This window comes from Photorhabdus caribbeanensis, from assembly GCF_018448885.1.
Taxonomy (GTDB): domain Bacteria; phylum Pseudomonadota; class Gammaproteobacteria; order Enterobacterales; family Enterobacteriaceae; genus Photorhabdus; species Photorhabdus caribbeanensis.
This window is the reverse complement of record NZ_RCWB01000002.1, coordinates 22,264-36,032: the sequence shown is the minus strand read 5'-3', so window position 1 is coordinate 36,032 and position 13,769 is coordinate 22,264. Positions and strand designations below refer to the sequence as shown.

11 protein-coding genes are annotated in these 13,769 nt (G+C 40.1%); 2 read left to right on the top strand and 9 right to left on the bottom strand.

Going from position 1 to position 13,769, the window contains the following annotated elements; all coding sequences use genetic code 11:
- Positions 1–59: 59 nt before the first annotated feature.
- The 4 genes from EAE90_RS24590 to EAE90_RS02115 all read right to left on the bottom strand — a co-directional run bounded on the left by EAE90_RS24590 (position 60) and on the right by EAE90_RS02115 (position 3,443).
- Positions 60–206 carry a hypothetical protein gene (locus EAE90_RS24590; protein WP_422615972.1) on the bottom strand — a complete coding sequence of 49 codons (147 nt, stop codon included), beginning with the start codon at positions 204–206 and terminating at the stop codon, positions 60–62.
- A 674-nt stretch (positions 207–880) separates the two neighbouring features.
- Positions 881–1,372, bottom strand: a complete 492-nt coding sequence (locus tag EAE90_RS02125) for a GlcG/HbpS family heme-binding protein (protein WP_214052073.1) — start codon at positions 1,370–1,372, stop codon at positions 881–883.
- A gap of 107 nt (positions 1,373–1,479) precedes the next feature.
- Positions 1,480–2,106, bottom strand: a complete 627-nt coding sequence (locus tag EAE90_RS02120; protein WP_214052072.1) for a response regulator transcription factor — start codon at positions 2,104–2,106, stop codon at positions 1,480–1,482.
- Positions 2,106–3,443 carry a sensor histidine kinase gene (locus EAE90_RS02115; protein ID WP_246550248.1) on the bottom strand — a complete coding sequence of 446 codons (1,338 nt, stop codon included), beginning with the start codon at positions 3,441–3,443 and terminating at the stop codon, positions 2,106–2,108. The genes EAE90_RS02120 and EAE90_RS02115 overlap by 1 nt, the downstream gene beginning before the upstream one ends.
- A gap of 730 nt (positions 3,444–4,173) precedes the next feature.
- Between EAE90_RS02115 and EAE90_RS02110 the strand changes: the two genes are divergently transcribed.
- Positions 4,174–4,869, top strand: a complete 696-nt coding sequence (locus EAE90_RS02110; protein WP_214052070.1) for a pirin family protein — start codon at positions 4,174–4,176, stop codon at positions 4,867–4,869.
- A gap of 47 nt (positions 4,870–4,916) precedes the next feature.
- Here the strand turns inward: EAE90_RS02110 and pckA are convergent, their stop codons facing one another.
- From pckA to EAE90_RS02090, 4 genes are all read right to left on the bottom strand, one after another.
- Positions 4,917–6,536: a phosphoenolpyruvate carboxykinase (ATP) gene (gene pckA / locus EAE90_RS02105; protein ID WP_214052069.1), complete on the bottom strand. Its 1,620-nt coding sequence runs from the start codon at positions 6,534–6,536 to the stop codon at positions 4,917–4,919.
- 217 nt (positions 6,537–6,753) lie between these two features.
- Complete coding sequence (hslO, locus tag EAE90_RS02100; RefSeq protein WP_214052068.1) at positions 6,754–7,626, bottom strand: Hsp33 family molecular chaperone HslO; 873 nt, start codon at positions 7,624–7,626, stop codon at positions 6,754–6,756.
- A 22-nt stretch (positions 7,627–7,648) separates the two neighbouring features.
- The gene (gene hslR / locus EAE90_RS02095) at positions 7,649–8,065 is read right to left on the bottom strand and encodes a ribosome-associated heat shock protein Hsp15 (protein ID WP_214052067.1); all 417 of its coding nucleotides are present in this window, start codon (positions 8,063–8,065) and stop codon (positions 7,649–7,651) included.
- A gap of 57 nt (positions 8,066–8,122) precedes the next feature.
- Positions 8,123–10,237, bottom strand: coding sequence for an intracellular growth attenuator family protein (locus EAE90_RS02090; protein ID WP_214052066.1), 2,115 nt, complete (start codon positions 10,235–10,237; stop codon positions 8,123–8,125).
- 348 nt (positions 10,238–10,585) lie between these two features.
- On the opposite strand from EAE90_RS02090, the gene nudE reads away from it, so the two are divergent.
- Positions 10,586–11,134 carry an ADP compounds hydrolase NudE gene (nudE, locus tag EAE90_RS02085; RefSeq protein WP_214052065.1) on the top strand — a complete coding sequence of 183 codons (549 nt, stop codon included), beginning with the start codon at positions 10,586–10,588 and terminating at the stop codon, positions 11,132–11,134.
- A 42-nt stretch (positions 11,135–11,176) separates the two neighbouring features.
- Here the strand turns inward: nudE and mrcA are convergent, their stop codons facing one another.
- Positions 11,177–13,705 carry a peptidoglycan glycosyltransferase/peptidoglycan DD-transpeptidase MrcA gene (mrcA, locus tag EAE90_RS02080; RefSeq protein ID WP_214052064.1) on the bottom strand — a complete coding sequence of 843 codons (2,529 nt, stop codon included), beginning with the start codon at positions 13,703–13,705 and terminating at the stop codon, positions 11,177–11,179.
- Between the last annotated feature and the right edge of the window lie 64 nt (positions 13,706–13,769).

The following is a 13,769-nucleotide window of genomic DNA, read 5'->3' as shown; positions in this document are numbered from 1 at the left end:
TTTGTGATGCCGGATTATTAAGTAATTCCTTTACTTCTAATCCTACGTTTTTTCTTGCATTAGATATAAATGTAACTTGTTACAAGACCTACGCCGGAGTAAAAACGTAAAGTTTGATCATTGCAACCAGAACAATAGCCTAAAATAAAATTATAATCGGCAGAATTAATATAATATTGCATCTCTCGATATGTAGAACTTCTTATATCTTTAATATGTATTTATTTGCTTACATTATAACTACCTTTTCTATCACCTCTGTCTTCATTAAAAAATGATATTTCATGCAAGATCATCCTTCTACGTATATTTATATTTTCATCCTAATTAAAGCCAAGATCATCACCATGAGAAGCTGTTAAGATTAAAATTAGTTTTCAATTATAGTTTAGAGCCGTAATATAATAGAGTTTTATAAAAAATTTAAATGACAGGACATGAATCATAGAAATAACGATATTATAGTGCTATAGAATAATAATCCAAAAGCATATCTATAGAGCTAACTAAATTGAAATAATATTTGATTAAATAAATAAAACTTTCCAAATAGCCTATTCTACGTATTTTAATTTTCAATATTATTATAAAATCAACAACAGAACTAATTATATATACATTACCCAAGAATATATTTATTTATAATAATCGCTATTTTAAAATAAAACTGAGGCTAAATACAACCTATTAACCATAAAAAAATCAATGAGAGGCAATAACTTCATTCCAGTTATTGCCCCTGTGAAAATTACGATAATGAAAGATATTAAACCTAAATTCTACATTCCTAATATCAATACAACGAATATTGAAATCATAAGTAGCAATAGCGATTTAATTCATTATCGTTACCCCCTGTACATTTTATAAATCATTATTATTAAGATAAGTCTGATGAAATTTTCTGAATTGCATCAAGAGCACACTGTTGGTCTAAAGAACCACTCGGTGCGCCACCAATACCAATTGCACCAATCACTTCATCACCAGATTTAACAGGAACACCACCACCGAGTAATAGGAAACCTGGAATATCCCCTAAATATTGAGCACCAAGATTTGATTGTGCGGTTTTCATTACGTCTTCTGACGTTCTCTGGGTAGATAACGCGGTATAAGCTTTCATTTTGCTCGCTTCAACGGTATGCAACCCGGCTTTATCCATACGCTGAACCGCTTTCAGAACCCCACTTTTATCAATAACAGAAACCGTTACGTTGTAGTTATTAGCCGCACAAGCTTGAATTGCCTCAGAAGCTAATTTGTTTGCTACCTCAAGGGTAATATTACGTTCAGTAATTAGTGATGAAGCAAATGCTGTTTGAGCGAATAGACCTGCTGCCAAGACAGTATAGAAAAGAGAATGTTTCATAGGTAAACCTCATTAAGTTTAAGTTGATGAATTATCGTGCTTTAACTTAATGAGATTTATCGGCTATAGCTATTCGGCCAATTACTTATTCGACTCAGTAGAAATACTTAGTCATAAGATAATGACTTAAATAACTCATACTCTTTGACTAACTGCGGTAAAGAATGTATATCCAATTTATGAAATATATTGGCACGATGAACCTCAATAGTACGTGGCGATAACGATAACTGTTGAGCAATTTGTTTACTGGTTTTACCCTCTAAAATAATTTTCATCACTTCCCTTTCACGTTCAGATAATTGGCTAAATTTCGTTTTCAACTGCTCATATATCTGACGTTGCTTAAATACTTTCTGATGAAATAATAATGCACTTGAAACTGTTTCAATTAGCAAATCAGCATCAATAGGTTTGGTTAAAAACTCGAAAGCACCATTTTTAAAAGCACGACGACAAATATCAATATTTCCGTGTCCAGTCATAATAATGACCGGTAATGTACTATTGAGTTTCAATAGATCGGCCTGCAATGCCAATCCAGGTTTTCCCGGCATACGAATATCCAATAAAATACATCCCTGAAGCGCTGCAATATTCTCGCTATCAATTCCATCAAGAAATTCTTGCGCACCAGGAAATGAACTTACCTGCCAATTCATTGTTTCTAATAACATAGATAATGAATCACGGATCGCTTCATCATCATCAATAAGATAAATCACTGCCGCCATTATTTCTCCTTAAATTTATTAGTTGGTAGCCAAATAATAAAACGCGCTCCTCCCGTTTCACAATTTTCAGCATTAATATCACCACCAAGTTTATGAATTAATGTCTCCGTTAATGTCATTCCCAACCCCATACCTTGTTGGCGTGTTGTGAAGAATGGAATAAATACGTTTCTTAAAGCTTCATCACTTAATCCAGGACCACCATCTGTTATCGTGATTCTTATCATTTCATTAATATAGGCAATATCGATGCAGATCCAATTTTGATATTCTAACTGATCTCGCTCTTGCTGTGCCTGAATGGCATTGCTGATTAAATTATGGAATACTTGCTCAATCCATAACGGCTCGGCAGATATCATTGGCAGTTCATCACAAATATGCTTTATTATCTTGATTTTACCGGCCTTAATTTCACTTTCTAGCAATATCTCAACTCGACCTAATATCGCTTGAATATTTACAGATTGAAAAATAATACTACCGGCTGTCAGTTTTTGGCGGTATTGCGTTAATAAATTTGCGATGCGTTGAATTTGCAGAATTGATGAATCCAGTATTGGCGTTATTTTATCATATTGCTGCTTTTTCATTAACCGCAATGCGGTTTGGTTATAACTCATAATCGCCGTCAAAGGCTGATTTAATTCATGAACAACACCCGTTGCCACTTCATCCATTGTATTTAAGCGGGTAAATTCAAAGAAACGTGCTCGTAAATCAGAAATTTTCCTCAATCTTTTATTCTTCTGAATTAAAAAGATAAAACAGATAATCACTGCCCATAAAAAACTCAAACAAACAATATAGCCCCACGGAAGTTTAGACCATTGTTGATCGTTACCCACTTTAAGTACAAAAGGCTGAAAACGATTGGTTAATTTTTTCTCCCAGTTCCAAAAATAGTGCTCTTCCTCCAGCCCATACGTAATCAATGGGCGATTATTCCAATCCAATTGTACCATCCGAAATTGTGACAATAATGATAGATCTTTCATCAGAATATTGAGATCTATCAATAACCGGATACTATCACGTTTACTATTAAGCCAATATCTTCCCTTTCCCTCTTCACTGATTATAGGGAAGATTAATACATTCATTGGCATCTCTTGTAATCCGACGATTTGCGGAAAGTTTTCCTGTAGCTGATCTAATTCGATATTAGTATCCGTTAGCGATACAATAGCGTCATGTTGTGCCAACTTTTCACTCATCTCTCGATAAAGAATATTAAATGAAACTGTTTGTTGTTGATAATTCTGATTTAGTGAATGATTAATCATTCCCCAAACAGTCAAACCTGTTAACATAATCCATGCCAAAAAATGCCACATATAATTACCTGAAAAGATATCTTTCATGACGTTGAAAATACAGTCAGAATATATAAAGGAAACGGCTTATTAGAGTAAAAAGATTCAGAATGAGTTGAATTTTAGAGAACATTTGGCATTGATCAGCATATTAAAATTCATTATAGCGTAATTATTTCACCAAAACATTTCTTAAAATAAATAGTTGGCTATGGTAAATGAAATTCTAGCACTAGCTTATTTTGTCCAAGTATGTTTCAGCGCCTAATCAAATTATTTCGACAGATAGACCTCAGCTAAGGGTTTACGGTAACTCTGTCAAGGCTCTTAATATCATGTCAAATTTACTGAACAATCTAAAGTAACCACCTAATAAATCGACTCGGTGAAAGGGTTTTCTTTCCCTTGAACATTACACCGACATTTATAAAAATAGTATTATTTATCAAATAGTTAATGTTTAAACTCACCATTATTCTATATTTGACCAGAAAAAACGCTTTACAATCGATAGTGATAATTATTATCATTCGTATCGCTTTCAGATGAACTGCCTTCAGGGTACAGATGAAAGCACGACATTGCTCACATTGCTTCCAGTGTTTACTTTAGCCAGCCGGGTGCTGGCTTTTTTTTATTAATTAATCCAATCACCTATTGTTCAAAATATTTGAATTTTTAAGTCAAGTTTTTAAGCTTTAATGCTATCTCTTCTCAATTAAACTGTAAAAACTATTGAGGAGATTTGAATATGATCCATTTACGCAAAGCATCAGATCGCGGCCATGCCGATCATGGCTGGTTAACTAGCTGGCATACCTTCTCATTTGCCAGCTATTACGATACCAACTTTATGAATTTTTCAGCGTTGAGAGTCATTAATGAAGATTTCATCAAAGCAGGCCAAGGTTTTGGTACCCATCCGCATAAGGATATGGAAATACTGACCTATGTTCTCTCCGGCGCCGTTGAACACCAGGATAGTATAGGAAATAAAGAACAGGTACCCGCTGGTGAATTCCAAATTATGAGCGCAGGTACCGGCATTCGCCATTCAGAATATAATCCGAACAGTGATTGCCAATTGCATCTGTATCAAATTTGGATCATGCCAAGTAAAACGGGTTTAACACCGCGCTATGAACAACGTCGCTTTGATGATGTACAAGGCCGCCAATTGGTGCTCTCACCTGATGCCCGGGATGGTTCACTGACAGTATTTCAGGATATGACTTTATGGCGTTGGGTACTTAAAGATCACGAAGCCACCGAATATGTCGCAGAAAAAGGCCGTTACATATGGATACAAGTCATTCGTGGCGAAGTGACGGTTAATGGCGTCAAAGCCACCACCAGCGATGGTCTGGCTATCCGGGATGAAGTCAATCTTCAACTTAGCACCAGCCGTGATAGTGAAATATTGTTGTTTGACCTTCCTCCAATATAAATATCAAATAAGCCTCACCCTAATGGATGAGGCTAAAAAATTCATAATTACAGTTTAGGACCCGCTTTCACTAAAGCTTCCCCCGCCGGGGTATCGGTATATTTATCAAAGTTGTCGACAAAACGATGAGCCAAATCTTTCGCCTTCTCTTCCCATTGAGATTTATCTGCATAAGTCTTACGTGGATCAAGAATGTCGGTATCAACACCCGGCAACGCTGTCGGAACCGCCAGATCGAAAATAGGTAATGTAATGGTATCAGCTTCTTCAATATCACCATTTAGGATGGCATCAATGATTCCACGAGTATCCTTAATCGAGATCCGTTTACCCGTCCCATTCCAACCAGTATTCACCAGATAAGCCTTAGCACCTGCCGCCTGCATACGTTTTACCAATACTTCCGCATATTGGGTTGGATGCAAAGTCAGGAATGCAGCGCCAAAACAAGCGGAAAATGTAGGTGTTGGTTCAGTCACACCACGTTCGGTACCTGCCAATTTTGCAGTAAACCCAGATAGGAAGTGATATTGAGTCTGTTCAGGCGTCAAGCGAGATACCGGAGGCAACACACCAAATGCGTCCGCAGTCAGGAAGATGACCTTAGTTGCATGGCCCGCTTTGGAAACCGGCTTAACAATGTTTTCAATATGGTAGATAGGGTAAGAAACTCGGGTGTTTTCAGTTTTTGAGCCATCATTGAAATCAACCGAGCCATCTGTCAGTACAGTAACATTTTCCAGCAACGCATCACGTTTAATTGCATGGTAGATATCAGGCTCCGCCTCTTTGGACAGATTGATGGTTTTCGCGTAACAACCACCTTCAAAGTTGAATACACCGTCATCATCCCAACCGTGCTCATCATCACCAATCAGCTTACGTTTTGGATCAGTAGAAAGTGTAGTTTTACCTGTACCAGACAGGCCGAAGAAGACCGCAACGTCCCCTTTCTCACCCACGTTGGCAGAACAGTGCATCGAAGCAATACCTTTCAGTGGCAATAGGTAGTTCATCATAGAGAACATCCCTTTCTTCATTTCGCCACCGTACCAGGTACCGCCAATAAGCTGCATACGCTCTGTCAGGTTGAACGCAACAAAGTTTTCAGAGTTCAAACCCTGTTCTTGCCATTGCGGGTTGGTGCATTTTGCACCGTTCATCACAATAAAATCTGGTTTGAACTCAGCCAACTCTTCATCTGACGGACGGATAAACATGTTTTTAACAAAGTGGGCCTGCCACGCAACTTCTGTGATAAAGCGGACTTTCAGTCGTGTATCTGCATTAGCACCACAGAAAGCATCAACGACAAACAAACGTTTGCCTGAAAGCTGTTTAGTTACCAAGCCTTTCAGGTATGTCCATGTTTCCTGCTGTAATGGCTTGTTATCATTTTTACCTTTTCCCTGGTCGGCCCACCATACGGTGTCACGAGTGACATCATCACGAACAATGTACTTATCTTTGGGAGAACGACCCGTGAAGATCCCCGTATCGACAGCCACAGCCCCCAGGTTGGTCAGAGTGCCACTCTCGCAGCCTTCGAGTGAAGGTTTGGTTTCTTCTGAAAATAACAACTCATAGCTTGGATTATAAATAATTTCATTAACATCATGGATTCCATAGTCCGCGAGTTCCTGCGGGGTAATACCTTTAACACTCATGTAATTGCTCCTGGGTAGTCACGCTTTTTCTATGAGCAATAATAAATAGTTATGATTAATTAACAGCGATAGTTATCAAAAAATTGAAAACCCACTATTTTTTTAAGTTTAATCTGGAGCTAAAAGCACAAAAGTAGTTCTGAGTATTATGGATATTGACAGAAAGGCGCAGATCCGCGCCTTAAAAAAAGATGAGAAAATTTGTTTAGACAGAATATCAATGGAGCCGATTCTTTTTTTCTGTTCTGATTGCAGCAAGATCATCAGCATCAAAAATATAGTGCGTGCCGCAATACTCACACTCCATATCAATGTTGCCATCTTTCTGCAAAATATGGTTAACATCCTCATCGGAAAGTGTCACTAATGTGTCAGCACAACGTTGGCGAGAACAAGTACAACGGAATTCAACCGCTTGCGGTTCATATAATATGACATCCTCTTCATGATAAAGGCGGTGCAAGATCTCCTTAACTTCCAATGAAAATAACTCTTCACCTTTAATGGTTGCAGTCAGTTGCACCAGATGATCAAAAGCTTCTGCACTCCCCTGTTCCGCCGCTGGCAGAATCTGTAACAACATACCACCAGCAGCAACTCTACCATCTTGAATGCCAGTACGAATAAAGAGACGAGTCGGTAGCTGTTCAGACTGTCTGAAATAATCATCGAGGCAATCCGCCAGTGTTTCACCTTCCAGCGCAACCACGCCCTGATAACGCTCACCATGAGTTGGCGTAATAGTAATGACCATATAGCCGGTGCCAACCATCTGTTTCAAACTGCTATTTTCAGTCACTAATCCATCAATACGAGCGACACCACGCATTTGTTGCTGATGATTACCATTAATCACTGCCAGTTTAACCGGACCATCTCCCTGAATCTGAACCGTAATATCACCATCAAATTTCAGGGTTGCAGTTAATAGACTGGTTGCTACCAACAGCTCTCCCAATAATTGCTGTACCGGCTGCGGGTAATCATGATTTTCCAAAATATGTTGGTAAGTTTCACTGGCTAAAACCAGCTCACCACGTACAGAATAATTCTCAAATAAAAAGCGGTGTAATTGGTCTTGTTCAAACATAAATATCTCTCATTCGAGCAGGTTATTCCTGCCCACTTAATTTGTCGTTTTTAAACTTAATCAGCGTGCGTCTTTCTTTTTTATCCGGTCGGCGATCAGGATGAGGCATAGTTAATGCATTCATTTTACGGGCAATTGCCATTTTTTCCCGGTTAGCAATACTCGCTTCCGTCTCTTGGTAAAGTTGCTGCGCTTCTGGCGCACTGCGCCGATGACCGCTTAGGGCAAGAACTTCAACTATACGTTCATCATTACCCTGACGCAGTTTAATTTCAGCCCCTGGTTCAACCAATTTACTCGGTTTACTCCTTTGACCATTATAGTGAACTTTACCACCATCTATCATTTCCCGTGCAACAGCCCGTGTTTTATAAAAACGGGCCGCCCACAGCCACTTATCCAGACGGACAGCTTGATCGGAGTCTGAATTACCCTTCATCTTTCCTCTCACTATCAGCTTTGGCAAATAACGCAAAGACTAACATACCATTGTCGATTATCGCCAACGCGTAGGCGGAAAAAGTGTCTTAAAACAGTTATCGTAATATTGACTGATTTTGTTTAGACGTTGTTTGTTCTGCCGATTTTTCTTAACCACCAGCACAAAATTAATGATTAAGGTCGTAAAAAGAGCCAAGAATAAAACAGTGGTGCCAATACAACGAGCAAGCGTCATGGAATCCAGTTCATTATGCAACACAATCCGGCGGGTTCCATGACTATCTATGGACAATTCCGTGATAATTCCCGTTGTCTCAAAGGGTGTTTGCAATACCATATCCGATAACCGCTGTAATTCACGCCATTGCTCCAACGCACTATGGTCATAAGAGATGATAGCCGGCGTTATATATTCAACCAGTTGTTTACCTTCATCACTGATAAGTAGAACACCGCCAGGAGAAGGGCTATTAAGCAGCATTGCGACTTTATCTATTTCCCGGTAGATAAATGATGATGTAGTTGCATCAACTAATTTCCCCAAAGCTTCAGCACCCGCCGGACGCAATAAAACATGAGTATCAACCAGTTTGCCACTTTCTGCATTCTTTAACAAAGTTAGCCAGTCATTAACACTACCCAAGTTAACCAAAGCATTTTTCAATCGTAAACAGTCTGTTTCTTTTTCACATAATTCTTTAGTTTTCAATACAATATCAGAAAAATCATCCAATAAGATCATACCAGATTTGAAAATCTCCTGAGCAAGGTCTGGATTTATTACATCGTCATTTTCCTGTAAACGTAATTGCTTATTAACAGTGGCAATCAGTTTAGCTGCATTTTCTATAATTTCTGATTCTGGTATTGGCAGTGGATTAACTCTATTCCAATATATCCCCGAACAATCGAATGGAGAAAAATAGGTGTCGCCTTTACCGTTCATATTGTTTGGGGGCATATAACACATACCAACCCCTTTTGCTTTCAGGATATCCCCAACTCGCAATTCCATCCCTTCCATCATACTAGCGTCGGTGACGACTTTTGTGCTGCTGCCACGCAACCAAGCAAAACTGAGTTTCATCGGTACACTAACCGGTTGATAAAAATAGAGCAGTAACATAATCAGCAAGCTGCTAATAATCATCATGAGATTTTTCCCATAACGACGATAAGGGTAATTTTTCTCTTCATCATGCAAAGAGAGATAATGCCCTTGCCTGACTACCTGACCGTTAGTGTAAATATCAATATTGGTTTTTTGATCAAGATAGTGAGCAACATAGGGCTCCCAATGAGAAGGATAAATCAAATCTATTCCACCAAGTGAAATATTACTCATTTGCCCTTGTTCAAATTCGCCAAATAATCCCCATCGTTTTGGTATACCAGTAAAACAGTGAATATCCTGACGCCTGCATATTGAGAGTGGGAAAAATAGCGGCCAAAAACTGACAACGACTAAACTGCCTGCAATCAACATCAGCCACGGCAAAAGCAGTGTTGGTGAAAGTAATGCAAGAAACCAAATGAAAAATCCAAAACACAAAAACCCCCCCTCCCAAATACCCGATGAGTGATTTAACCGGTATTCTTCCAATGTCTCTTTACGGATATTTTGTAATTTTACGCTAGTTTCACCATTTTTCTGGATAGATGCCTGTTGATGAGAGACATCTGAAATTACCGGAGCAGAAGGAAAATCCTGTTGAAAATCTTTCAGAAAGTGACCATTAATCGAAATAACCAGTGGTATTGTCGCGGTGTGAACAACGTCAATAATATTCTGCTGTTTAATAAAAGGCTCAAGGAAAAACGGTAAATGAACTTCTGCCATATCAATATAATAACGCCAGCTATGTAGTTCATCCGAGGCAACAGAAAACCGGGTAATGGAATGACAGATAGTATAAACCATATCATTTTTACCCATCAGAATTGGCCAACTTGTTTTATTAATACGGTCTGTTACAACCGGCGGCAACACTCGACTCAAATAACATTCAATAGCCTGATACTCATCAGCATTAAGTTTACGATAGGTTGGCGCAGCAACAGAAGGCAGATAACAGGCGTTATCATGTAGCTTCCATTTGAAAATCAGAAAGGAAGCCATGACAATCAGGCTAATTATCAAGATAGCCAATATAACGACTGTTACGCTCATTTTATCCCCACACCCATGACAATCTTGCTATTGTTGTTTGCAAATTAGCAACTACACGTTAAATTCTGAATTAGGTTATTTCTATTTATTTTTTAATTTATTTTACAATCAGTTATATAATCACGCACTAAACTATCTACAACATAGATCTATTTCCAACGAGGATAAAGATAACAGTAACAACAATAACCAGCGATAATCACTATCATTTATCAAAATAATCGGCCATATTTAGTCAAGCTATGGAGTGTACCTAATTTCATCATAAAATCTAAGGTTAATGAAATAATTTATGACGTAATAATGCACAGGCACTCAACTCAACCTATTCAACCATCAGGGGCAATTATGAATGACCTGAAAAACCCTAAGATCCTAAACATAGAGGACATTGCCCATTCACGTTTATTTCATATTCAGTCAGTTGATCTCGAATTCAGTAACGGTGTAAAACGCGTTTATGAACGGATGCGTCCGATCAATCGGGAAGCTGTTCTGATAATCCCGGTCATCGGGGATGAATTGTTGCTTATTCGTGAGTATGCAGTCGGCATTGAGCAGTATGAATTGGGCTTTCCTAAAGGCGCAATCGACCCTGGGGAAAGTGTCTTCGAAGCCGCTAACCGTGAATTAAAAGAAGAAGTCAGCTTTGGCGCCAGAAAAATAGAACAATTAGCCAAACTCACGATGGCCCCATCCTATTTTTCTAACAAAATGAACATTGTTATTGCTGAAAATCTCTATCCAGAAAGCCTGGAAGGGGATGAACCTGAACCACTATCACAAATACGTTGGCCAATAGCAGATATGATGTCATTACTGGATCACGCTGATTTCAACGAAGCACGTAATGTCTGCGCCCTATTTTTGGCACAAAAATATTTAAAACACCGTTAAAGTTCACAGGCACAACAGCACTTCGTTGTGCCTGTTTTATCATCAGAATAATTCCTGACTTTCACCATTCTCAATTAAAGTTGTGCCAACTTCCTGTACCGCACTCTCTGTAGGTTGAGTTCCATCAATAAAGTATTCACTACGGGTATCCCCGCCTCCGCCAGCAAGTTTACCCGTCTTACGATCTATCACGACAGAAACAATTCCCGCAGGTGGTGTAACTTCTTTTTCAGGAACCCCCTCCAGTGCGATTTTCATAAAGTCATCCCAAATTGGCTGCGCACTCTTTGCACCCGCCTCACCGCCACCGGCTGCTGTACGGCCAAGGCTTCTACGGTGGTCATCAAAGCCAATCCAAACCGTCGTAACAATATCCGGCCCATAACCTGAGAACCAGGCATCTTTTGAACTGTTAGTGGTTCCAGTTTTGCCGCCAATATCACGACGTTTCAGATCGCGTGAGGCACGCCAACCCGTACCTGACCAACCCGGCTCACCAAAAATATTGCTATTCAAAGCATCATGGATCAAAAATGCCAACTGAGTACTGATAACGTGAGGAGCATATTCTTGCGCATCTTCACGGCTATCAATTACCGGCGCTCTTTCCAATTCAGGTAACGGCAATATCTCTTGCTGGCTTACATGAGATTGAGCAACATTCTCAATCGAGTTTTCAGAAAGTTCGATTGAACGTACCGTATCCCCATAAATTACTGGAATATCGCACTGCGGACACGCAATTTTAGGCTTAGCCTCAAAGAGAACATCGCCATCTTGGTTTTCAATCTTAGTAATGAAGTAAGGATCAATCAGATAGCCGCCATTGGACATGACCGAATAGCCACGTACCATTTGCATTGGTGTGAATGATGGCGATCCCAAAGCCAGAGATTCTGTACGTACTATATTTTGTGCCGGGAAACCAAACCGTTGCAGGTAATCAGCGGCATAATCGACCCCCATTGCTCGCATTGCTCGCACCATCACAACGTTCTTTGATTGCCCTAATCCCTGACGCAAACGGATTGGCCCAACATAGGTTGGTGGTGAGTTTTTCGGACGCCAGTCAGTACCGGCCCCAGCATCCCAACGGCTAATTGGTAAGTCATTCAGCAATGAAGCCAATGTCAGCCCTTTATCCATCGCCGCGGTATAGAGAAATGGTTTAATATTGGAACCAATCTGACGTAATGACTGAGTGACACGGTTAAATTTACTCAAGTTGAAATCAAACCCACCAACCAACGCCTTCACAGCACCATCATTCGGATCAACAGAGACCAAAGCCGCATTAACTTCCGGCACTTGTGCCAACCACCAAATATCCTTTACTTTCCGAACCCAAACCTGTTCACCAACTTGAACCACTTCATTCACACTACGAGGAACCGCACCCTGTGCACTATCAGACCTGAACTTTCTGGCCCAACGGACACCCGCCATTGGCAATTCCGCACTACTGCCATCAGGCAACATCACTATCGCCTGATCACTACCCGCTCTGATCACCACAGCCGGCATTAATGACCCATAACTTGCCAAGGTCTTAAGCTTCTTGACAATCTGTTCCCGATTCCAAGCAGGTTCGCCCACTTTCCACAATACTTCCTGCGCTCCACGGTAGCCATGACGCACATCATAATCAATGAGGTTATTACGCACCGCATCCACGGCTGCCAATTGAAGTTTACGGGTAATCGTAGTGTAAACTTTATAACCATCGGTATAAGCATTCTCACCATAACGCTCAATCATCTCCTGACGCACCATCTCAGACAAATAAGGCGCGGAGAAAGCAATCTGGGGTGCATGGTAATTAGCGACCAACTTTTCACTTCTAGCTTGATTATATTGCTGCTGAGTAATATAGCCCTCATTGAGCATACGGCTCAGAACCACATTCCGACGGTTAATCGCCCGACTATACGAATAAAGTGGGTTAAACGTAGATGGCGCCTTTGGCAAACCAGCAATCATAGCGATTTCACTCAATGTCAACTCTTTGACATTCTTACCAAAATAGACTTGAGCCGCCGCCCCGACACCATAAGCCCGGTACCCAAGGTAAATTTTATTGAGATAGAGTTCGAGGATCTCATCCTTATTCAGCAATTGCTCAATCCTGATAGCCAGAAAGACTTCCTTGATTTTACGCATCAACGTCTTCTCAGGAGTGAGAAAGAAATTTCTCGCCAGTTGCTGAGTAATGGTACTTGCCCCTTGTGATGCATGGCCTGAACTCATTGCGACAGACGCTGCCCGGATGATCCCCACAGGGTCAACCCCATGATGCTCATAAAAACGACTGTCCTCCGTTGCAATGAATGCCTTCACCATAATGGGTGGGATTTCGGACAGCTCAAGAGGCATACGGCGTTTTTCACCATATTGGGCAATAAGCTCGCCATCTGCACTGAACACCTGCATTGGTGTCTGTAATCGAACATCCTTTAATGTCGCCACATCAGGTAACTGAGGCTCGATATATTTGTACATACCAAAAATCGAGGCCGTTCCCAGAAAAATGCAACTCACGACAAAGACTAGAAAATACTTTACGAACTTCACCTGAAATTTCCCATGCCACGTTAGTCGGGTGGTTTATAAACAATCGGCGCGTAGTATAAAGGTT

Coding starts and splice junctions, on each gene's coding strand:
- nudE (WP_214052065.1), top strand. CDS start 10,586: ATGAATGACCTGAAAAACCCTAAGATCCTAAACATAGAGGACATTGCC.
- EAE90_RS02115 (WP_246550248.1), bottom strand. CDS start 3,443: ATGTGGCATTTTTTGGCATGGATTATGTTAACAGGTTTGACTGTTTGG.
- EAE90_RS02090 (WP_214052066.1), bottom strand. CDS start 10,237: ATGAGCGTAACAGTCGTTATATTGGCTATCTTGATAATTAGCCTGATT.
- pckA (WP_214052069.1), bottom strand. CDS start 6,536: ATGAGTGTTAAAGGTATTACCCCGCAGGAACTCGCGGACTATGGAATC.
- hslO (WP_214052068.1), bottom strand. CDS start 7,626: ATGTTTGAACAAGACCAATTACACCGCTTTTTATTTGAGAATTATTCT.
- EAE90_RS02125 (WP_214052073.1), bottom strand. CDS start 1,372: ATGAAACATTCTCTTTTCTATACTGTCTTGGCAGCAGGTCTATTCGCT.
- EAE90_RS02110 (WP_214052070.1), top strand. CDS start 4,174: ATGATCCATTTACGCAAAGCATCAGATCGCGGCCATGCCGATCATGGC.
- hslR (WP_214052067.1), bottom strand. CDS start 8,065: ATGAAGGGTAATTCAGACTCCGATCAAGCTGTCCGTCTGGATAAGTGG.
- EAE90_RS02120 (WP_214052072.1), bottom strand. CDS start 2,106: ATGGCGGCAGTGATTTATCTTATTGATGATGATGAAGCGATCCGTGAT.